Source organism: Flavobacterium adhaerens (assembly GCF_040045115.1).
GTDB classification, from domain to species: Bacteria; Bacteroidota; Bacteroidia; order Flavobacteriales; family Flavobacteriaceae; genus Flavobacterium; species Flavobacterium adhaerens.
On the sequence record NZ_JBDLZX010000001.1, the window covers coordinates 295656 to 316560 of the forward strand.

A 20905-nucleotide genomic window follows, 5' to 3' on the forward strand; every position below is an offset into this window, starting at 1 on the left:
TATATCATTAATAAGGTAAAACCTTCTTGTTTTTTTGTTCTTCTAATAGTTCTGCAACTGCCAAATAAAATGCGCTTCCACCACAGATTACTCCAATTGCCCCAGCTACAGGTGCTAATGCTAAATTGCCAGTAAGTTTTTCTACAGATAATACAAAAAACAAAATTGTTAATGTCAAAAAAACAAATTGCAACATTTTGCTGCCTCCCCAAGTTCCCCACCACATAAAAGCAGTAAAAATCCCCCAAAGAGTCAAATAACACCCCACAAATGGAGCTGGTGTAGTTCCTGCCATTTCAAAATCAGTGTTTGGAAAAAGCCATACTCCAACCAGTGTAAGCCAAAAAAAACCATATGATGTAAATGCGGTTCCAGCAAATGTTTTTCCAGCTTTGTAAGATAATAAACCTGCAATTATTTGAGCTATTCCTCCATAAAAAATCCCCATTGAAATAATCACAGCGCTAACAGGAAAAAATCCTAAATTATGGATGTTTAATAAAATAGTAGTCATTCCAAAGCCTAAAAGGCCTAAAGGTGCAGGATTTGCAATTTTGTTCTCCATTTTTTTTGTTTTTGATTGTTAATAGAATTTAAATATAACGTTATAGTTGATTGTCTCAACTACTAAAAACTTTTTTTTGTAACAAAATTGATTATTTAACAAAAAAACAAAACAGAGTTATTTTTTCTAAGCATCCAAATCTAATCCAAAAGTAGATCTTAGTAATTCAATATTTGGATTTATTTCCAAAAGACGATTATAGCGGTCTTGGTCGGTAAAACTTCTTTTAATCTCGATACTTTCATTTACATTGACTTCAATTACGATATCATGATTGTGTAAATGTCCTCGTAAATACCCTAAAAGACCTATCATTTCTTTTTCAAAATCCAATTTAGAACCTTCATTGGGTAATTCAAAAGTTATTTTAGTCCCTTCTAATTTAGGATCATTAATCAAAAGTAATGATTCCATAATTTTTAAACCTTTACTACCTAGACGTTCTGCATATTTAGTCCAATACAACATCATTTGGGTTTCAGTAAAAGCCTCAGAAGGAAGAATTGTATGATCTTCTTTTACAACGCCTTTCAAACTCTCCTCAAGATTTTTCTTGGCACGAATACTACTTAGAGATAGTGCAGAAAATTTAGTCTCATTTCCTTGCGTATTAATTGCAGTAGGATTTTGAATTTTAGTGTTTTCTATTTGGATTGGCTCAACTGACTCAATAGGTTTAGCTATTTCTGTCTTTATAATTTCAGTTTTTGAACTTTCTTGAGGATCAACATTCTTTATAACCTCTACAATAGAATAATCGGTTTTCCTAAAATAAGTGGGTGGAATTATAAATTGTTCAACTTTTTTTTTTCTCCATCAAAATTGATAGAGGCAAGTTGCATCAAACAAAGCTCAATAAGTAATCGTTGATTTTGACTGGCTTTATATTTTAAATCACAATCATTTGCAATTTCAATACCTTTTAATAGAAATTCTGAATTACATTTTTGAGCTTGAATCCCGTAAAGTTTTTGTGCATGTTCACCAACTTCTAATAAAACAATTGTTGACGGAGTTTTACTTACTAACAAGTCTCTAAAGTGACTTGCTAAGCCCGAAATAAAATGATGGCTATCAAATCCTTTTGCTAGAATTTCATTAAAAGCGATTAATAAATCAGGTATTTTATTTTCAATAATTAAATCGGTAACAGAAACATAAGTTTCATAATCCAATACATTTAAGTTCTCAGTTACAGCCTGTCGGGTTAAGTTGTTTCCGCAAAACGAAACAACCCTATCAAATATTGACAACGCATCACGCATTGCGCCATCAGCTTTTTGTGCAATTATATGCAATGCATCATCTTCAAATGAAACTCCTTGACTTGTTGCAACCTCTGCCAGATGCTCTTTAGCATCTTTTACCGTAATTCTTTTGAAATCAAAAATTTGACAACGAGATAATATAGTCGGGATTATTTTATGTTTTTCTGTTGTTGCTAAAATAAAAATGGCATGCTTTGGAGGTTCCTCTAAAGTTTTCAAAAAAGCATTAAATGCAGCCGAAGATAACATATGAACCTCGTCTATAATATATACTTTATATTGTCCTGTTTGCGGTGGAATGCGGACTTGGTCAATTAAATTTCGAATATCATCAACCGAATTATTTGAAGCAGCATCCAATTCGAAAACATTAAAAGCGAAATCTTCATTAGGATCATCATATCCTGGCTGATTAATTTTTCTTGCTAAAATTCGAGCACAAGTCGTTTTACCAACACCACGTGGTCCTGTAAACAAAAGCGCCGATGCTAAATGATTGTTTTCTATGGCATTGAGTAAGGTATTGGTAATCGCTTTTTGCCCAACAACATCTTTAAATGTTTGAGGTCTATATTTTCGTGCCGATACTACAAATTGTTCCATAAATTTTATTATTCCTAAGCAAATATAGGTTTTGAAAACACAAAAAACAAGCTCAAGATTTTTAATTTTTTAATCTTGATTTCTTCAAAATTAACTATTTGATTCCTAATCTCTTTTTCAATTTTAGAAATAACAATGCCATAGTGTATGCGTTCTCGGGAGGAGAGTTACGATAGTTTTTGGGTAGTTTGAAAATCTCAGATAATTCATCTAATGAAAATTGCTTATCATTAATATCAATTAGTTTTCGGTACATGACATCAATATCTAAAGCCTCATTTTTCAATCTTCCACAACCTAAACGCATCAATGCGACATTTATCATATCAACATCAAAATCAACATGATGACCAATCAAAACAGCATTACCTATATAATCTATAAAAGCTTGAATTGCTTCTGGTTCACTTAATTTTTTCATTTTGCTCTCCAAAATAAATTCATTCGACAATCCATTATCATGAAAATATTTGTACTGTAATAAAGTAGATTCAAAACTATCTCCAATATGAATTTTATTATTCAGTATAGCAAATGCTCCAATAGATAAAATAACGTCTTTTTCGGGATTCAATCCAGAAGTTTCAGTTGTAAAAACCACATAACGTTTAGATTTTTGATCAAACTTACTCAAATAAGTTTTCCAAAACTCTGGGTATTCTTTATTTATATTTTTCAACCAATCAAGCATCTCTCTATGAAAATTGAGTTAGTTTAAAATTACTTTTAATTAATTCCTCCAATTCTTTCATTGGAGCTAGCGCATTCTTAAGCTTCTCTTTATCAAACTTTGTTAATTCTTCTAGATTAATAAATTGACCAGAATCTTCATTTTTCAAACCTTCTTGCACTCTAAATTTAGATAAAATTAGAAAAGCTTCGGCGCAATTTAAATAGATATCAGCGTTTTTAGAATCAATTATTGCTAATTGTTTAAAACGTAAATACGTATTGTTAAGTCCTTTGATTTTGAAATGCAAAGCAAACAGCCTAGCACCGTCGATTAATGGCATTAAAGCTCTGGTTTTAATATCAAAAGAATCTTTGTGCAATTCGTCATCCTCTAAAGCAAATTTTTTGAAAAAGGTAAGAGGTGAATTTTTTCTTAAAGCATCATTTCCTAAGAAATCGAAAAACAAAGAATTATTATCCAAATCTTTTTCTATTACATTTTCAATGACTTCATGTATTTTTTTCTCTCCAAAGACAAATTCTAAATCAAAGAAAATACTGCTCAAATCATTACTGTTTTCACCTGGAGTATTCATCCAACTATTATACTGTTTTGTCCAATCAGTCAATGATTTACACCAAAGCATATTACTTGCCATATGACCGTTTGGACATAATTCATAACCTACTTTTTCAAGTACTCCTGTGGCTTTTTTACCTAATTTGACAAAATAATCTCTGACATCTCTATATTTATCAGGAGATACATCCTCAAATATTAGCATACTATCTTGGTCTGTAAGTAATAGTTGCTCTCTTCTTCCTTGACTTCCAATACTCAACCATACAAATCGAGCAGGAGGGGAGCCTAATTCTAAAATAGACAATTCGACTGCACGTTTCAAAATAGCTAAATTTATTTCGCTAGCAATATTGTTGATATTAGAAAGTGGTATGTTTTTATGAATCGAATTTTGAATTAACTCTGCAAGTCTTTCTCTAATGGTTTTTAGCTCTTTAGCACCTTCAGCCCGTTTTATTTCTTTAATCAAAACGCCTGGATTATTTGCTTGAGCGATTATCAAATCATGCTCCGAAATTACCCCTTTTACTACAGATTTATCAGTTCCGTCATGAGTTACACACAGATGAGTAACATTATTCTTCAGCATCATCAGTTGCGCCTCAGCCAAAGAAATATTTTCTACAACAGTAATGACAGGAGAAGACATTATTGCTTTCATTGTAATTGTCAAAGGAAATTGTCCTGTAGCAATTTTAGAACACATATCTGTTGCTGTAACAATACCAATTGGAATATGATTATCACAAACAATAACACTTGTAGCTAGGTTTTCACTCATTAAAACAGCAACATTTTTGGCTGTATCATTAATAGTGGCAACAAGGGGAGATCTATTGTAAGATAAAGTTTGAAAATATTGCATTTCCGATTTTTTATCAAAATGAAAGACATTATCGTTTGCTAATTTTCCTCTTAGATTGTCTTTTTCCTTTGAATTCCATGTATTAGTAGCGAAACTCTCTAATAAAAAGTTTAAAACATTAGGATTATTAGCAACAAAAGGCCTGAAAGTAATAATTGGAATACCATATATGATACTGTCTTCACGAGCTTTTGCAGTCATCATGTAATTGTTTTTAGCAAAAAAAGGTCTCAACCCCATAATATCTCCAGCATGGCATTTGTTCAAAAGTGTCTCTTCTGCATCTGCGATTACAGATAAATGAATTGTACCCGAAGCCACTACATAAAAACTATCATGCAATTTATCATCAATTTGAAACAATGTTTCATTTTTTTCCAGATTTAGCACTCTAATATTAGTTGCTATGACAGAAAGCTCTTGGAAGGTTAAATTATCAAAGGGGGGGTATTCTTTTAGAAAGTCAGCTATATTTTCTGCGATTGTATTCATAGTTTAGTTGAAAAGTAGTTTTGTAAAAATAATAAAAATAGGATTTAAAATAAAAGTATTAATCTTTAATTTACCTATATTTTCAAAAGTTAAAAATTTCATAAATAACTATGTAATAGCACACTAATAATCGTAAATTTCTATTTAGTTAATCCAAAAAAATAAGAAGTTATGAAATTTATTAAAAGTTTTTCAATTGTATTGCTTACATTTTTTGCAATAACAATCTCAAGCGCTCAAGAAAAACCAAAAAGTCCACCTGAAAAGACTATAGGAACAATAAATGGTGCTACGATAGAAATTAATTACAGTAGTCCATCTGTAAAAGGGAGAAAAATATGGGGTGAATTAGTGCCACTTGGACAAGTATGGCGAGCTGGCGCAAATGACGCAACAACTTTTGAAACCAGTAAAGAAATCACTATTAATGGATCTAAATTACCAGCAGGTAAATATTCATTTTTTGTAATTCCGAATTTGAGCGAATCTGTTATCATTTTCAATAAAATTGCAAAACAATGGGGAGCTTATAAATATAACGACAAAGAAGATCAACTTCGTGTAGTTGTAAAAACTCAAATTACAGAAACAAGTGTTGAGAAATTAGTCTATAAGATTAACAACGACAACGTGAATTTAAGTTGGGATACTTGGAATATTGGTTTCGAGGTTAAATAATAAGAATTCTATAAAGAAATTTTATTTGCTTTAAAAATTTAAATTTCTTTATAGAATTTCAAATTCCTAATTATTTAAAATAATTGTAATTTATAGAGAGTTTTCAAAAATCTATTTTACATAATATAAATTATAGTTCAAATGTATAATTGTAAAATTTTCGTAAAATGCAATAAAAAACCATCATAAAATCATCCTTTGATAAAATTATGATGGCTTGTATTTGTAAATTTTTAAATTAGTCTATTTAGCTTTAACTACTAATCTGAAACCTTCACCGTGAATATTTAAAATCTCAACATCTTCATCTTGTTTTAAATACTTTCTAAGTTTTGCTATATAAACATCCATACTTCTTGAAGTAAAATAATTATCATCTCTCCAGATTTTTGTTAAGGCTAATTCTCTAGGCATTAAATCATTTTCATGTAGAATTAACATTTTAAGCAATTCATTTTCTTTGGGCGACAATTTAATTGGCTCTTCATCTTTAAAAGTCAAGAAACGAAGTTTAGAATTCAGATGAAATTTACCAACATTAAATTCATATTGAACAACTTCAGTTTTTACATCAGATGCTTTTCTTTGGATAATTGCTTTAATTTTCATTAATAAAACCTCTGAATCAAAAGGTTTGTTTAGATAATCATCAGCTCCAGCTTTATACCCCTTCAAAACATCTTCTTTCATTGATTTTGCTGTAAGAAAAATAATTGGCACATCATCATTTTTTTCTCTTATTTCTTTTGCCAATGTATAACCATCTTTATAAGGCATCATCACATCAAGAATACATAAGTCGTATATGTCTTTTTTAAATTTCTCAAAACCTTCCATACCATTTTTAGCTAATACTACTTCAAAATCATTTAGCATTAAATAGTCTTTCAGAACAGCGCCAAAATTAAGGTCGTCTTCTACTAATAGTATTTTTTTATTTGCGTTTTCCATAGTCTAATTTATTAAAGGTAATTTTATAATGAAGGTACTTCCTTTTCCCTTTTCACTTTCTACAAATATTTGACCATTGTGGTCATCTACAATTCTTTTTACATAAGCCAGACCTAAACCATGGCCTTTTACATTATGTATATCTCCAGTATGTTCTCTGTAAAATTTCTCAAATATTCTTTTTTGAGCTATTTTACTCATACCTACACCATTGTCTTTTATTTTTATAAGAACCATATCTTTGACATTTTCTGTGAAAATTTCAATTTTTGGCACTCCTGGTGTATATTTTATTGCATTCTCTAAAACATTCACAATCACATTGGTAAAATGAACATCATTCAATAAAACAACTTTTCTTACCGCTCCAAATTGAGTTGTTATTGTTCCTTCTTTGTCTTCAAGAATTAAGCTTACATGTTCAATGGCATCATTTATTACCTCTTCAATATCACTTGATTCCTTGATTATATTTAACTCTTTCTTTTCTAATTTAGATATTCTTAAAACGTTTTCAACTTGAGCATGCATTCTTTTATTTTCATCTCGAATCATATCTAGATATTTAAGAACTTTATCTTTATCGTCAATAATTCTTGGATTTCTAATTGCGTCTAAAGCTAAATTTATAGTTGCTATTGGCGTTTTAAACTCATGAGTCATATTATTAATAAAATCATTTTTAATCTCTGAAATTTGTCTTTGACGGATTAATTGATTCAAAGCACTTGTATAAGCGACTATGATAATCAATGTAAAAATGATTGACAATACGGTAATACTGACCAACTGCGATAATAAAAACTTCTTTTTGTGAGGGAAAGCAACTAATAATTTATATTTTTCATTCCCCTCATTATCTGTAAATACTGGTATTGAATAAGTGGCATCTTTATCATACTTAAAATTTCCAGATTTAATTTTGGTTACAAGTCCATTACTTAATATTCCAAATTCAAATTTGGTCTTAACACCGTATTCTTCTAATTCTTTTTTTATTAATTTACTCAGTTTGTCATTTGAAACCCTTTCTTCAAGAGGCATGGCTGATAAAATGTCTTTATTCGAGATTTCAAAAACAACTTTACTTAATACACCAAGATTTCCTATTTTTTCTACTTTAATATCAGGGACTAAACTTTGATTTACAGAAGAATTATCTATTGAATTGTTATTGTAAATCTCTGTTGTTCTACGTGAATTAAAACTTATGAATTTATTACTATCAAGTTTTTTATCAAATGACGGAATCGAAAAATTATAATTTTTTGATTTAACATTATTAGAATAGACAATAGTTTTATTTGTTATTGGATTTTTTTGAACATAATAAAACTCTAATAAATCTTCTTCTACAGGTGCTTTTCCTGTACTATCAATTTTTTTATTGATTTTGTCATAAAATTTATAAACTTCTTGTTGTTCAAGCTTTTGAGCAACATTACCTAAAACTTGTTTGACATGAAATTTAAATTGTTCATCGTTATTCTTAAATGAACTGTTAAACCAATATACTTGGACAAGAATTATCCCAATTAGGGACAAACTCATTAACATTACAAGTAATCTAAAAAATAGTTTATTCATTCAAGCAAAATTAATATTTTAACAATATAGTCAATAAAGCATTAACCAAAGATTAACATTTAAGACTTCGTTTGTTGTATTCCTAAAATTTTAAGAATTTTAACAATTCCTAACTTAACTGAGTTCCTATTAATATTATTGATGATAAAATTACTTTTTGATGATTTATCTTCATCATTCCATTGATTTTTTATTCTTGCTAAAACTTTTTCACGAGTTGTATTGTCTCTTGCAATAACTCTTTCGATTCTCATTTCAAGAGGTGCTACTACTGTAATCAAAAAATCACATTCTTTATAACTGCCACTTTCAAATAAAATTGCACTCTCATAAATAACAAAAGGAAATTCTTGATGATCTAAAAGCCATTGCTTAAAATGTAATTTAACGGCAGGATGTACTATTTTATTGAGTTTTGCTAATTTTTCTGAATTATTAAAAACGATTTCAGATAATTTTGATCTAACCAAGATTTCATTCTCAAAAACTTCATTCCCAAATTCATTTTTAATTTGCTCTAAGACAAATTGGGAATCCATTAATTTTTTTGCTTCTAAATCTGTAATATAAACAGGTACCCCGTAAGAGGCAAATTCTTTGGCTACTGTAGTTTTTCCACTTCCAATACCTCCTGTTAGACCAATTATTTTAGACATATCAAATTTTAAAAAATAATTCCGGAAATGCTTTCTTGGGATCTTGCTTTAAAACAATCACTTTGATATACGATTTTAAAAAACCTAAACCATAACCATAAAACTGCTTCCAAACAGCAATCATCGATAAATAACCAATTTTAATACTCTTATTCTTAATAGAAGATATCAAAAATAATGCCACAAAATATCCAAAATAAAATTTAAGAAGTATATCTTGGTTAAAAATTAATAATACTAAAGATATAAAAAATCCTACAATAAAAAAAGTAGGAAAGAAAAAAGTTAATTTATTGTGTTCTGGATACCAACTATTTAGAATAGGTCTAGCCTTACCAAACTTGGTTACTTGTATGGTAAACTTATCCCAATCTATTCTTCTTTTGTGATATACAAATGCATTTGGAAAAAGTCTGGTTTCAAAACCAAGATTCAATAAACGAATAGCTAAATCAGGATCTTCACCAGGATGAATATTTCCAAATCCTTTTGAAGCTTTAAAAGCTTTAATTGACAATCCCATATTGAAACTTCTTGGTTGAAATTTACCAATTTTTTCAGATCCTCCCCTTACTCCTCCTGTTGTTAAAAAAGAAGTCATCGCAAAATTAATTGCTTTTTGGATATCAGAGAAACTATCTAATGCTTTATCTGGACCTCCAAAACAATCTACATAATCCTCAGCCAATGCTTTTTCAACTTCGTTTAAATAATTACTTGGTATAATACAATCAGAATCGAAAATTAAAAAATAATCACCTCTAGCTTTTTCCATTCCATAGTTTCTAGAATCACCAGGGCCTGAATTTTTTTTATAATAATATGAAATATCAAGTCTATCGCCGTATTTTTCAGCAACATCTTGACATCTATCCGTAGAACCATCCTCAACTAATACAATTTCAAAAATTTTATCGTAACTGGTTTTAGATAAACTTTCTAATAACTCATCAACTTCATCGGGACGATTATAAACAGGAATGATTAATGAAAACAACATAATATATAGAATTGATTTTTTTTAAATTTTCGGCAAAGGTACTCTTTATCAATAAAAAAACCATCAAATAATTCTGATGGCTTCTTATAGTAAATAAATAGTTTTTTTTCTTTTATTCAAACATTTCCATTACTTCCTGACTCACTCCCATATTAGAAAAACCTCCATCGTGTAATAAGTTTTGAAGTGTTACTTTTCTAGTCAAATCAGAAAACATAACCACAACATAATCAGCACATTCAGAAGCTGTTGCATTACCTAAAGGAGACATTTTTTCAGCAAAAGCAATAAAACCTCCAAAACCTTTGACTCCTTGCCCTGCCCTGGTTGCTGTTGGAGATTGCGAAATGGTATTGACTCTCACTTTTTTATCTCTTCCAAAGAAATAGCCAAAACTACGAGCAATAGATTCTAGATAGGCTTTATTATCGGCCATATCATTGTAGTCTGGAAAAACACGTTGTGCTGCCATATACGACAATGCGATTATACTTCCCCACTCATTCATCGCATCTTTTTTATATAAAACATGCATTAATTTATGAAAAGATACAGCCGAAACATTCCATCCTTTTTCAGTAAACTCATAATTCTGATTTGTATAATGATTGCCTTTTCTAACATTCACGGACATCCCAATTGAATGTAAAACAAAATCGATTTTGCCATTAAGAATTTCAACAGCACTATCAACCAAATTTTCTAAATCCTGTACGGAAGTTGCATCAGCAGGAATAACTTGAGCACTCGTTTTCTCTGCTAACAAATCAATATTTCCTAATCGCATTGCTGCAGGAGCATTTGTTAATACAAAAACACCGCCTTCTTCATGAATACGTTCAGCGGTTTTCCATGCTATTGAATTTTCATCTAAAGCACCAAAAATAATTCCGCGTTTTCCTTTTAATAAATTATACATAAGCATTATAAAAATTAAAAAAACACCTTAATTACTTGATCTTTCATTTTCAAGAATAAGGTGTTTTAAAATATAAAAATGATATCTAATTATGATATACTTGGTATAGCGACCATTTCATTTGTATCTGCTTGATAATCGACACCGTCAAATCCAAATCCAAACAAATTATAGAAATCAGTTCTATAACCTTCTAAATCTCCAATTTCGGCTAAATTCTCTGTTGTTGCTTCTGTCCAAAGCTTAGCAACTTCAGCCTGAACATCCTCACGCATTTCCCAATCATCAATACGAATTCTGCCTTTGTCATCAGTAATTACAGGTCGACCTGTATATAGTCTTTGTTGGTATAAACGCTGAATTTGCTCTATGCAGCCCTCGTGAATTCCTTTTTCCTTCATTGTTTTATACAATAAAGAAATATATAATGGAATTACTGGAATTGCAGAACTAGCTTGAGTTACCAATGCCTTATTTACCGAAACAAAAGCTTTTCCATTAATATCGGCTAAACTATCAGTAATAGAAAATGCCGTTGCTTCTAAGTGATCTTTGGCGCGCCCAATAGTACCTTTTCTATAAACTGCCTCTGTTAATGAAGGTCCAATATAAGAATAAGCAACTGTTGTAGCTCCTTCAGCCAAAAGGTTTTCAGCTTTTAATACATCAATCCACATAGCCCAATCTTCACCTCCCATTACGGCAACTGTATTTTCAATATCTTCACCTGTGCAAGGTGCAATAGAAACTTCAGAAACTTTTCCTGTGTGAAAATCAACTGTTTTGTTAGTAAAAGTATTTCCGATTGGTTTCAAAACCGAACGGTGCAAAATTCCAGTATTTGGATTTAAACGAACTGGCGAAGCAAGACTATATATAACTAGATCAACCTGACCCAAATCAGCTTTGATTAAGTCTAATGTTTGTCTTTTTATTTCATTTGAAAAAGCATCTCCATTAATACTTTTAGCATATAAACCAGCTTTATGCGCTTCATTTTCAAAAGCAGCTGAGTTATACCAACCTGGAGAAGCCGTTTTTCCTTCTGCAGGTTCTTTTTCAAAAAATACTCCTATTGTAGAAGCATTAGAACCGAAAGCACTTGTAATTCTGGAAGCTAACCCAAATCCTGTAGATGCACCAATAACTAGTACTTTTTTTGCTCCTTCAATACTTCCTTTTGATTTTACATATTCGATTTGATTTTTTACACTTTGTTCGCTTCCTTTTGGTTGGGCAGTCAAACAAATAAATCCTCTCATTCTTGGTTCAATAATCATATTCTTTATGTACGTTAATTTATATTATATCTTTTTTTTTAAACAAATTTGATTGACAAATATAATCCAATTATTTAGTTCAACAAGGCTTTTGCATGATTTAAGGCAGAATCAGAAACAACTGTTCCAGATAACATTTGGGCAATTTCTATAACTCTCTCTTCTTTAGTGAGTAACTTCAATTCTGACAATGTATCATCGCCAATAGTCGATTTAAAAACTTTAAAATGTTCATTCCCTTTGGCAGCAATTTGTGGTAAATGCGTGATTGCAAATACCTGCATTTGCAGACTCATTTCCTTCATAATTTCGCCCATTTTATTTGCAATTTCACCAGACACTCCAGTATCAATTTCATCAAAAATCAAAGTAGGTAATTTTGAATATTGAGCCAAAATTGCTTTTACAGCCAGCATAATTCTTGACATTTCACCACCCGAAGCAACTTTTTTTAGCAAACCAAAATCGGTACCTTTATTGGCCGAAATTAAAAATTGCAATTCGTCTTTTCCGTTAGCTAAATAAGTCGAAGTTGAATTTAAAACCATTTTAAATCTCACATTAGGCATTCCTAAAGTCTCCAAAATAGTAATCAATTTTTGTGCTAATTGCGGAATCGCTTCAAGTCTATTTTTATAGATTTCATCACAAAGTTCATCCAGTTCTGCTTCACTTGTACTAACCAATATTGTCAAATTTGCAATTTCTTCATCTATATTATCCAATTCGAGTGCTGTGTTTTCTAAATTAGTTTGAATCACTAATAATTCTTCTACAGACCCCACTTGGTGTTTTTTTTGTAAATTATAAATCAACTGCAATTTTTGACCAACATAACTCAATTGCTCTGGATCATTAACTAGTTTTTCAGAACAACGATTTAGTTCAGTAGTAATGTCATCAAATTCTATTTTCAAACTCACTAATCTTTCATACAAGGAATTATATTCGTTTGAGAAACTAGAAACTTTATGAATTGTATTTTTAATTTCACTCAAATTATGTAATACTCCAATTTGCTCTTCAACACAAATTGACAAAGCTTTATCAAGTGATTCTTTTATAATTTCAACATTATTGAGCTGTTCATAATTTTCTTCGAGAATTTCCTGTTCACCTGTTTTTAGTTTTGCTGACAGTAACTCTTCTAACAGAAAACCATTATATTCTTGCTCTTTTGATGCTTCGTTCTTTTTTTTGGTCAAAACAGTCAATTTATTTTTGTTTGTTTTGTATTTTTTTAATCTTAATTGATAATCATTAATGATTTCAAAATTATTAGCGATTGCATCAATAATCTTGAATTGCACTTCCTCATCCGATAGTTCCTGAGTTTGTTGTTGAGAATGAATATCAATTAAATGCAAACCTAATTCTTGTAATTCTTGCAAATTAACAGGGCTATCGTTTATGAAAGCTCTAGATTTACCTGAAGGCAAAATCTCTCTTCGAATTATAGTATCGTGTTCATAATCCAAATCATTTTCTTCAAAAAAAGGAGTTAAATTGTATTTTGATATTTCAAAATGAGCTTCAATTACACATTTTTCTTCTTTGTTTTTTAAAGAAGTTAAATCTGCTCTTTTTCCCAAAGCCAAACCCAAAGCACCTAAAATTATCGATTTTCCAGCACCTGTTTCTCCTGTAATGATTGAAAAACCTTTTGAAAAATCGATGGTTAATTTTTCAATTAAAGCATAGTTTTTTATAGCTAGTGAAGTTATCATTAATTTAAAATAAAAATATTGATAGATTTTGAATGAAAAATAATTATGGAACTAATATTTTAACAGTTGCCATTTAGTAGCATTTGAAGAAGAAGTTCTGTTCAAACTCTCAACCAAATCGTTTATAGGAATACTTGGACCTCCAGTAAAAATAGAAACAATTTCGTCTGATTTTGAATCCATAAAAATACGCAACAAATATGAATTTGGTTTAGTTTCATTAAGTTTTGCCAAATTCATTAAAGACCCTTTTATTATTTCTTTGGCTTTTTTCAAATCTTGATTCATCGTATCAAGGCCTGCATAATACTGAGCACTGGATTGTCTAATCTCGGAATATGTTGGTGATAATAAGTCGTATATCAAAAAATACCTACTTAATGGCCCATCTGACTGATTCCAACCTTTATAACCTCCTTGTTGCGCTTGATTGGCAATGTTCATGGCTTCTTTGAAATAACGATCTCCAAGAAGTGGTACAAAAGTATCAGAATCCATTCCTAAAATTACATACACATAAAAGGATAAAACAGAAATTAAATTAGAGCTGTAACTCGTTGGATTGTAGGTTAGATTTTCGAACTCAGTGTAGTTAAATGTAAAATCTTTGTCATTTATATTTAAAACTGGTGATGAATAAGTAGAATTGTAAATATTTCTTGAAGATTGAACCTGAATATTGGCAACAAATTGATCTGAACTGTAATTAGATAGAGTAATAAACATTGAACAATTTATTTTTTCTTTTTGAGAGAATATCTGCCCCGTCCAATCCGTTTTGTTTACAAATTCACTAATCGCTGTTTGTAATGTTTTAAAAACTTGTTGATTAGCATTGCTTATTTTTTGAGTGTTCAAAGTTACAGTACAATTTAACTGTTGGGCTTGCAAAAAACCACATCCAAAAAATAAAAAAAATACTAATCTAATCATAAAAATGTGCAATTACTTTATTCAAAATATCATCCGCTACAGCTTCTTTTGACTTTAGCTCCAATGCTTCAATATTAAAATCCCGATCTATAAAAGTTACTTTATTTGTTGCTGTGGCAAAACCTGCGCCTTCGTCTTGTAGTGAATTTAAAACTATCAAATCTAAGTTTTTTTTCTGAATTTTTGCTTTTGCATTTTCAATTTCATTTTCAGTTTCCAATGCAAAACCAATTAAAAACTGATTTTTTTTATTTTCTCCAAAAGAAAGTAAAATATCTTGTGTTTTTTCTAACTCAATTGAAAAATCATCAGCTAATTTTTTTATTTTTTGTTGGGCAATATTTTTGGGTCTATAATCTGCAACCGCTGCTGCTGCGATTACTACATCCATAACTTGATAATAGTCATGACAGGCATCATACATTTCTTGCGCAGAAACTACAGGAATCACTTGTATTAATGAATTATTGATTTTAAAGTGTGTTGGGCCCGAAACCAATATCACAGTAGCGCCAAAATTGGCAGCACTTTGAGCTATGTCATACCCCATTTTTCCAGATGAATGGTTTCCTATAAAACGAACAGGATCGATAGCTTCGTATGTAGGGCCTGCAGTAATTAATATTTTTTTTCCTTTTAAGGGTAATTTACTTTCTAAATCCTTTTCCAAAAAAGAAATAATGTTTTCTGGTTCAGCCATTCTACCTTCACCTGATAAACCACTAGCTAACTCTCCTTTTTCGGCAGGAATCATTATGTTTCCAAATGCTTTTAGAGCAGTAAAACTTTCTATTGTAGAAGGATGAGTATACATATCCAAATCCATGGCAGGGGCAAAATAAACAGGACATTTTGCTGACAAATAACATGCAATTAACAAATTATCGCATAATCCATTAGCCATTTTAGATAAAGTACTTGCTGTAGCTGGGGCAATAATCATTAAGTCTGCCCAAAGACCTAATTCTACATGATTGTTCCACTGTTCATTTTTTTCATCATTATTATAAAATTCTGAAAAAACAGGGTTTTTAGATAAAGTAGATAGGGTAAGTGGAGTTATAAAATCCTTAGAAGCAGGTGTCATTACCACTTGGACATGCGCACCTGCTTTTATAAAGAGTCTAACTAATGAAGCCGTTTTATATGCAGCAATTCCGCCAGAAATACCCAGCAAAATTTTTTTTCCACTTAAAACTGACATTTTAGTATATTATTTATTTGCTTCTCTATGGTAAATTTTACCATCTAACCATTCTTGCACAGCTAAGGCGTGTGGTTTAGGTAATTTTTCGTAAAATTTAGAAACTTCGATTTGTTCTTTATTTTCAAAAACCTCTTCTAAGCTATCATTATATGTGGCAAATTCTTCTAATTTTTCAGTCAATTCTTTTTTAATTTCAGAATTGATTTGATTTGCTCTTTTAGCCATAATTGTTATCGCCTCATACACATTTCCAGTAGGTTCTTCAATAACTGTTTTGTTATAAGTTATTGTATTTACTGGAGCATTTGTCTTTTTTAAATCCATGACTTTTTTTATTTATTAAACTTTTGTAATTCAACATCAATTTTAGCTAACATTTCGTCTGCTTTACTTCTATATTCAGTATCTGGCTTAAACTTAATTAAATTATTGTAGCAGGTTTTAGCCACAATCAAACGTTCTTCCATTTTAATATAAATACTATTTATAGCTAATAAATAGGCAGAATCTAATTTATAATATAGCGCTTTTTCTTTCAAAGGAGTTCCAGGATAATCAGCTATAAAGTTATCAAAAGCAATCAAAGCCGATTTGTAATTGGAAATTCTATTGTATTCTAAAGCATTTTCATATACTTTGCGCTCAATCTTTCCATTCAGATTTTTTGAAATTTCATTTGCTTCTTCAATAAATTGAGAATTTGGATAGCGATCTATAAAAGCTTGCATTTTCTCAATAGCTTTATAGGTATCTGTTTGATCAATACTATAAACAGGAGAAAGTTTCGCATAACTTTTGGCTCCTAAAAAAGAACATTCTTCTGCTTTTTCACTTCTTGGATAGCCCGAATTAAAACTATCAAACTGGTAACCTGCAAGATAATATTGTTTTGTTTTGTATAATGATTGAGAATACATATAAAACAGTTTTTCTCCTTGAGGCTTACCTCGATAAGATGGAGCTAATTGTTCAAAAAGGCGTATCGCTTTTGAATATTTACCTGCATCATATAATCTTGTCCCTAAGTCAAATTTTACTGCAACGTCTTCATTTTTTAATGCGTCTTGATATTCTCCACAAGAACTTAAAAAGAAAACTACAAGTAATACAGATATTATTTTTTTCATTATATCAAACGAATTTTAGTTATATCACTAGCTATGAAACACAATAAAGCCACCTGTGATAGGTGGCAAATTTAGTTATTAATTTAGCTTTTACAAAATATTTCTTTTGTTAAAAAAAACGATATGTTTTTAAGAATTTTTCACCATTTTTTTAACAAAATTTTCTAATCTATTCGATAATGATTCATCAACAGTTACTAATGGCAAACGAAGTGTGTTTTCGCAAATATTAAGTGTTTTAAACACTTCCTTTATACCAGCTGGGTTTCCTTGTTCGAATATCATATTAATACAATCATACAATGCATAATGAAGCTTGAAAGCTTCATCAACTTTTCTATTCAAGCCTAATCGAATCAATTCTGAAAATTCTTTTGGAAAACCTTGACCGATTACAGATATTACACCTGCACCGCCAGCTAAAACAACTGGTAACGCAATCATATCATCGCCAGAAATCACCAAGAAATCTTTAGGGCAATTTTTGATAAGCTGCATTATTTGCACTATATCACCTGATGCTTCTTTTATAGCTACAACATTTTCGAAATCATTTGCTAATCGAATAACGGTCGAAGGCAACATATTGCTTGATGTTCTGCCTGGGACATTGTACAAAATTACTGGTATCGAAGAAGCTTCAGCGATTGCTTTAAAGTGTTGATATATTCCTTCCTGAGTTGGTTTGTTATAATATGGTGAAACCGATAAAATAGCTTCAAACGAACTCAAATCTCTTGTTTTTAATTCCTCAACAACTTTCAAAGTATTGTTACCCCCTACTCCCAAAACCAATGGTAATCGACCTGCATTTACTTCGACGACTGTATTTATAACCAACTCTTTTTCCTCTGCTGTTAATGTTGCTGTTTCGGCTGTTGTTCCTAATACAACAAGATATTCCACTCCTCCATCTATAGAAAAATTAACTATTCTTCTTAATGCTTCAACATCTATTGTATAATCGTTATTAAACGGTGTTACAAGAGCAACTCCTGTTCCTATTAATGATTGCATAATTTAAATTATATTTTATTTAATATTTTTAAGTATCGAAATAATTCGTGAGTAAAACCTCGATAATCCTCAAGCCCAATATTTATAAAGAGATGATTCAATCTTTTATCAACACTTGAAAAACCAATTTTAAATTTCGATTTAGCATTGTTTGTTACAAACATTAAAATTGGTTCCTGATTGTCATAATAATTAATCAATAAATCAAATTCTTGTTCTAAAAAAACTTTTACAGAGGACAGCTCTCTAAATTCCCCTTTGAAACTCAAATCTTTGTATCCAAAGACAGAATTTAATACCGTTTCATTTCTTTTTTTCTCATTTGAAAACACCAGAGTTTTTATCTTGTTTGTAGCAATTCCGTTTGAAACAATTTCCTGCTTCAATAATTCTGTCTCTTTAAATTTTGTTTCATCTACGATCAAACCAACCTTTGTAATAGCAGATTCGAGAGTCTCTTTCTTAACATCAAGTAAACTCTTTTTTAAACCTTTTTTTAATATAAAATCCTTTGTATATTTTAAAAACATAGTACTTTTACAAGGTTACAAATTTACTTATTTAAGTCACATAAAGATGGCAAATCTAAAAAACTATATTGTACTTTTAAAACTTTTTGTTACAATCTTAACAATGTTTTTTTGCATTTCTTGCAATTCAAAAAAATACACAATCACAAAAATTGAAGGGAAAAATACTCTTATCGCAGAAAATCAGATTCAAAACTCTGAAATTGATAACTTCATAAAACCTTACAGAGAAAAAATCAACTCTGAATTAGACAAAATCCTTGCCTATAACCCAGAATCGCTGGATAAAAGTAAAGGTGAATGGCAAACAAATATTGGTAATTTTTTAGCAGACATTACCTTAGCCAAAGGAAATCCTGTGTTAAACAAACGGTTAAATAAAAACATTGACATTTGTTTACTTAATCACGGTGGTATTCGCTCTATTTTACCCAAAGGTAATGTAAGTTCTAGAAATGCTTTTGAAATAATGCCTTTTGAAAACAGTTTAGTCGTTGTTGCCTTAAAAGGTGAGCAAATTCAAGAAATGGCAAATTTTATTATAACAGACAAAAAGCCTCACCCTATATCAGGAATGACATTTGTAATTAGTACTAACAATTCAGCTAAAAATATTTTGATTCAAGGAAAACCCTTAGAATACAACAATACTTACTACGTTGCCACAAACGACTATCTTGCCAATGGCGGCGATAAAATGGATTTCTTTAAAAAAGGAAATCAAAGAATTGATTTGGATTACAAATTAAGAAACATATTAATCGATTATCTAGTTGATGTTGACACCGTGCAAATCAAAAATGACATCAGGATAATCAAAGAATAATTTTCAGCCGATTTATAGGAAGCTTTTCAACAAGATACAAAATGAATAGAAGAGATTTTATAGAAAAAACAGCATCGAGTACCGCCTTATTAAGCTTAGGTTTGTCCCTAAGTAGCTTTGACAATTCTACTATAGAACAATTAACAATTTTACACACTAACGATGTTCATAGTTACATAGATCCATTTCCGCCCAATCATCCAAGGAACCCTAATAAAGGAGGAGTCGCACGAAGAGCAGCATTGATAGAAAAAATCAGGATGGAAAACCCTAATGTTTTACTACTTGATGCCGGCGATATTTTTCAGGGAACCCCATATTTTAATTTCTACGGAGGAGAATTAGAATTTAAATTAATGAGCATGATGAAATATGATGCTTCCACAATTGGTAATCATGATTTTGACAATGGATTAGAAGGTCTTGTTGCGCAAATGCCTCATGCAACTTTTGAATTTATTTCATCTAATTATGATTTCAAAAATACCCTTATGGATGATTATGTAAAACCTTTCAAAATCTTTAATAAAAAAGGAATAAAAGTTGGTGTTTTTGGTCTAGGAATCGAATTAGCAGGTTTAGTAGATAAAATAAATTACAAAGAAACTATTTACAATGACCCGATAGAAACTGCACAAGAAATGGTTCGCATCCTAAAGCAAGAAAACAAATGCGACTTAATTATTTGCCTGTCTCATTTAGGTTATGATTACAAAACCAATCCCAATAAAATTTGTGATGTAAAATTAGCAGCTCAAACCAAAGATATTGATTTAATTATCGGAGGGCATACACATACTTTTTTAGATAAACCTACAATAATGAAGAATTTAGATCAAAAAGAGGTTTTAATAAATCAGGTTGGTTGTTATGGCTTAAATCTCGGTCGAATTGATTTTTACTTTGACTCAAACAAACAAAAAACAACACAGGGAAAATCAATAATTATCTAAATCTTCGTTAGTATTGTTTTCTTCTAAGAAATAACTAACCATAAAGAAATAAGATAAAAATTGAGTAATTAAACTAATGAAGGTAAACATGTAATTGTAAAAATAAAACTTATACAATACAAAAAAAATATCTGTAATAATAAAGCATATACACATCAGCATGCTATTAAAATAAGCATAGCTTCCGCTTTTGATATAATTAATAATTGAAACTATACTTAAAACGCTTAGGATTATACCAAAAAAAACATAGAGCCAAAAATCCAATTCTAAATTTTCAAGCTTTAAATTTAATACCGAATAACAGATAGTTCCTATTGAAAAAACAAGAATAAAAATCGAAATGAAATCTTTATAATCAAATTTTATACAAATCAAATCTCGTATAGCTGCATACAACAATAATATATAGACCATTAAAACACACAAAAAGGAACCGATAGCCGATTGACTTATTTGCAGGGTA

At 30.2% G+C, this 20905-nt stretch carries 21 protein-coding genes; 3 read left to right on the plus strand and 18 right to left on the minus strand.

Going from position 1 to position 20905, the window contains the following annotated elements:
- Window positions 1-7: 7 nt before the first annotated feature.
- The 5 genes from ABEB18_RS01340 to ABEB18_RS01360 form a co-directional block, all read right to left on the minus strand.
- Window positions 8-565 carry an acetate uptake transporter gene (locus tag ABEB18_RS01340; RefSeq protein WP_348797203.1) on the minus strand — a complete coding sequence of 186 codons (558 nt, stop codon included), beginning with the start codon at window positions 563-565 and terminating at the stop codon, window positions 8-10.
- Window positions 566-691: 126 nt separating this feature from the next.
- The gene (locus tag ABEB18_RS01345; RefSeq protein ID WP_348797204.1) at window positions 692-1099 is read right to left on the minus strand and encodes a DUF8439 domain-containing protein; all 408 of its coding nucleotides are present in this window, start codon (window positions 1097-1099) and stop codon (window positions 692-694) included.
- A 251-nt stretch (window positions 1100-1350) separates the two neighbouring features.
- A complete protein-coding gene (gene dnaX / locus ABEB18_RS01350; RefSeq protein WP_348797205.1) occupies window positions 1351-2436 on the minus strand; it encodes a DNA polymerase III subunit gamma/tau in 1086 nt (361 codons plus the stop codon).
- Window positions 2437-2530: 94 nt separating this feature from the next.
- Window positions 2531-3127, minus strand: a complete 597-nt coding sequence (locus tag ABEB18_RS01355) for a 3'-5' exonuclease (RefSeq protein WP_348797206.1) — start codon at window positions 3125-3127, stop codon at window positions 2531-2533.
- Between the two features lie 4 nt (window positions 3128-3131).
- Window positions 3132-5048: a DUF294 nucleotidyltransferase-like domain-containing protein gene (locus ABEB18_RS01360; protein WP_348797207.1), complete on the minus strand. Its 1917-nt coding sequence runs from the start codon at window positions 5046-5048 to the stop codon at window positions 3132-3134.
- 171 nt (window positions 5049-5219) lie between these two features.
- Between ABEB18_RS01360 and ABEB18_RS01365 the strand changes: the two genes are divergently transcribed.
- Window positions 5220-5726 carry a DUF2911 domain-containing protein gene (locus ABEB18_RS01365; RefSeq protein ID WP_348797208.1) on the plus strand — a complete coding sequence of 169 codons (507 nt, stop codon included), beginning with the start codon at window positions 5220-5222 and terminating at the stop codon, window positions 5724-5726.
- A gap of 243 nt (window positions 5727-5969) precedes the next feature.
- Here the strand turns inward: ABEB18_RS01365 and ABEB18_RS01370 are convergent, their stop codons facing one another.
- The 13 genes from ABEB18_RS01370 to ABEB18_RS01430 form a co-directional block, all read right to left on the minus strand.
- Window positions 5970-6677 carry a response regulator transcription factor gene (locus ABEB18_RS01370; RefSeq protein WP_348797209.1) on the minus strand — a complete coding sequence of 236 codons (708 nt, stop codon included), beginning with the start codon at window positions 6675-6677 and terminating at the stop codon, window positions 5970-5972.
- A gap of 3 nt (window positions 6678-6680) precedes the next feature.
- The gene (locus ABEB18_RS01375) at window positions 6681-8264 is read right to left on the minus strand and encodes a sensor histidine kinase (RefSeq protein ID WP_348797210.1); all 1584 of its coding nucleotides are present in this window, start codon (window positions 8262-8264) and stop codon (window positions 6681-6683) included.
- 59 nt (window positions 8265-8323) lie between these two features.
- Window positions 8324-8920: a dephospho-CoA kinase gene (coaE, locus tag ABEB18_RS01380; protein ID WP_348797211.1), complete on the minus strand. Its 597-nt coding sequence runs from the start codon at window positions 8918-8920 to the stop codon at window positions 8324-8326.
- Between the two features lies 1 nt (window position 8921).
- Window positions 8922-9920 carry a glycosyltransferase family 2 protein gene (locus ABEB18_RS01385; protein ID WP_348797212.1) on the minus strand — a complete coding sequence of 333 codons (999 nt, stop codon included), beginning with the start codon at window positions 9918-9920 and terminating at the stop codon, window positions 8922-8924.
- Between the two features lie 112 nt (window positions 9921-10032).
- Window positions 10033-10839, minus strand: a complete 807-nt coding sequence (locus tag ABEB18_RS01390) for an enoyl-ACP reductase FabI (protein WP_348797213.1) — start codon at window positions 10837-10839, stop codon at window positions 10033-10035.
- An 89-nt stretch (window positions 10840-10928) separates the two neighbouring features.
- On the minus strand, window positions 10929-12119 hold the full coding sequence (gene fabV / locus ABEB18_RS01395; protein WP_348797214.1) for an enoyl-ACP reductase FabV: 1191 nt from the start codon (window positions 12117-12119) through the stop codon (window positions 10929-10931).
- Window positions 12120-12193: 74 nt separating this feature from the next.
- Window positions 12194-13846 carry a DNA repair protein RecN gene (recN, locus tag ABEB18_RS01400; RefSeq protein WP_348797215.1) on the minus strand — a complete coding sequence of 551 codons (1653 nt, stop codon included), beginning with the start codon at window positions 13844-13846 and terminating at the stop codon, window positions 12194-12196.
- 51 nt (window positions 13847-13897) lie between these two features.
- Window positions 13898-14779 (minus strand): type IX secretion system protein PorD, encoded by an 882-nt coding sequence (gene porD / locus ABEB18_RS01405; protein ID WP_348797216.1) that lies wholly within the window; start codon window positions 14777-14779, stop codon window positions 13898-13900.
- Window positions 14772-15983 (minus strand): bifunctional phosphopantothenoylcysteine decarboxylase/phosphopantothenate--cysteine ligase CoaBC, encoded by a 1212-nt coding sequence (coaBC, locus tag ABEB18_RS01410; RefSeq protein WP_348797217.1) that lies wholly within the window; start codon window positions 15981-15983, stop codon window positions 14772-14774. The genes porD and coaBC overlap by 8 nt, the downstream gene beginning before the upstream one ends.
- 9 nt (window positions 15984-15992) lie before the next feature.
- On the minus strand, window positions 15993-16310 hold the full coding sequence (locus ABEB18_RS01415) for a DNA-directed RNA polymerase subunit omega (protein WP_035634966.1): 318 nt from the start codon (window positions 16308-16310) through the stop codon (window positions 15993-15995).
- A gap of 8 nt (window positions 16311-16318) precedes the next feature.
- Window positions 16319-17113, minus strand: coding sequence for an outer membrane protein assembly factor BamD (locus ABEB18_RS01420; protein ID WP_348797218.1), 795 nt, complete (start codon window positions 17111-17113; stop codon window positions 16319-16321).
- 129 nt (window positions 17114-17242) lie between these two features.
- Window positions 17243-18130, minus strand: a complete 888-nt coding sequence (gene dapA / locus ABEB18_RS01425; protein ID WP_348797219.1) for a 4-hydroxy-tetrahydrodipicolinate synthase — start codon at window positions 18128-18130, stop codon at window positions 17243-17245.
- An 8-nt stretch (window positions 18131-18138) separates the two neighbouring features.
- Window positions 18139-18660, minus strand: a complete 522-nt coding sequence (locus ABEB18_RS01430; protein WP_348797220.1) for a DUF6913 domain-containing protein — start codon at window positions 18658-18660, stop codon at window positions 18139-18141.
- Between the two features lie 46 nt (window positions 18661-18706).
- Here ABEB18_RS01430 and ABEB18_RS01435 point away from each other — a divergent pair, with 46 nt between their 5' ends.
- Both ABEB18_RS01435 and ABEB18_RS01440 read left to right on the plus strand, forming a co-directional pair.
- On the plus strand, window positions 18707-19486 hold the full coding sequence (locus ABEB18_RS01435; RefSeq protein ID WP_348797221.1) for a 5'-nucleotidase C-terminal domain-containing protein: 780 nt from the start codon (window positions 18707-18709) through the stop codon (window positions 19484-19486).
- A 41-nt stretch (window positions 19487-19527) separates the two neighbouring features.
- A complete protein-coding gene (locus tag ABEB18_RS01440; protein WP_348797222.1) occupies window positions 19528-20439 on the plus strand; it encodes a bifunctional metallophosphatase/5'-nucleotidase in 912 nt (303 codons plus the stop codon).
- Window positions 20440-20905: the final 466 nt, after the last annotated feature.

What these genes read in the sequence shown, in the direction of transcription:
- ABEB18_RS01340 (WP_348797203.1), bottom strand. Translation starts at nt 565, where the DNA reads ATGGAGAACAAAATTGCAAATCCTGCACCTTTAGGCCTTTTAGGCTTT.
- dnaX (WP_348797205.1), bottom strand. Translation starts at nt 2,436, where the DNA reads ATGGAACAATTTGTAGTATCGGCACGAAAATATAGACCTCAAACATTT.
- ABEB18_RS01355 (WP_348797206.1), bottom strand. Translation starts at nt 3,127, where the DNA reads ATGCTTGATTGGTTGAAAAATATAAATAAAGAATACCCAGAGTTTTGG.
- ABEB18_RS01360 (WP_348797207.1), bottom strand. Translation starts at nt 5,048, where the DNA reads ATGAATACAATCGCAGAAAATATAGCTGACTTTCTAAAAGAATACCCC.
- ABEB18_RS01365 (WP_348797208.1), top strand. Translation starts at nt 5,220, where the DNA reads ATGAAATTTATTAAAAGTTTTTCAATTGTATTGCTTACATTTTTTGCA.
- ABEB18_RS01370 (WP_348797209.1), bottom strand. Translation starts at nt 6,677, where the DNA reads ATGGAAAACGCAAATAAAAAAATACTATTAGTAGAAGACGACCTTAAT.
- ABEB18_RS01375 (WP_348797210.1), bottom strand. Translation starts at nt 8,264, where the DNA reads ATGAATAAACTATTTTTTAGATTACTTGTAATGTTAATGAGTTTGTCC.
- coaE (WP_348797211.1), bottom strand. Translation starts at nt 8,920, where the DNA reads ATGTCTAAAATAATTGGTCTAACAGGAGGTATTGGAAGTGGAAAAACT.
- ABEB18_RS01385 (WP_348797212.1), bottom strand. Translation starts at nt 9,920, where the DNA reads ATGTTGTTTTCATTAATCATTCCTGTTTATAATCGTCCCGATGAAGTT.
- ABEB18_RS01390 (WP_348797213.1), bottom strand. Translation starts at nt 10,839, where the DNA reads ATGTATAATTTATTAAAAGGAAAACGCGGAATTATTTTTGGTGCTTTA.
- fabV (WP_348797214.1), bottom strand. Translation starts at nt 12,119, where the DNA reads ATGATTATTGAACCAAGAATGAGAGGATTTATTTGTTTGACTGCCCAA.
- recN (WP_348797215.1), bottom strand. Translation starts at nt 13,846, where the DNA reads ATGATAACTTCACTAGCTATAAAAAACTATGCTTTAATTGAAAAATTA.
- porD (WP_348797216.1), bottom strand. Translation starts at nt 14,779, where the DNA reads ATGATTAGATTAGTATTTTTTTTATTTTTTGGATGTGGTTTTTTGCAA.
- coaBC (WP_348797217.1), bottom strand. Translation starts at nt 15,983, where the DNA reads ATGTCAGTTTTAAGTGGAAAAAAAATTTTGCTGGGTATTTCTGGCGGA.
- ABEB18_RS01415 (WP_035634966.1), bottom strand. Translation starts at nt 16,310, where the DNA reads ATGGATTTAAAAAAGACAAATGCTCCAGTAAATACAATAACTTATAAC.
- ABEB18_RS01420 (WP_348797218.1), bottom strand. Translation starts at nt 17,113, where the DNA reads ATGAAAAAAATAATATCTGTATTACTTGTAGTTTTCTTTTTAAGTTCT.
- dapA (WP_348797219.1), bottom strand. Translation starts at nt 18,130, where the DNA reads ATGCAATCATTAATAGGAACAGGAGTTGCTCTTGTAACACCGTTTAAT.
- ABEB18_RS01430 (WP_348797220.1), bottom strand. Translation starts at nt 18,660, where the DNA reads ATGTTTTTAAAATATACAAAGGATTTTATATTAAAAAAAGGTTTAAAA.
- ABEB18_RS01435 (WP_348797221.1), top strand. Translation starts at nt 18,707, where the DNA reads ATGGCAAATCTAAAAAACTATATTGTACTTTTAAAACTTTTTGTTACA.
- ABEB18_RS01440 (WP_348797222.1), top strand. Translation starts at nt 19,528, where the DNA reads ATGAATAGAAGAGATTTTATAGAAAAAACAGCATCGAGTACCGCCTTA.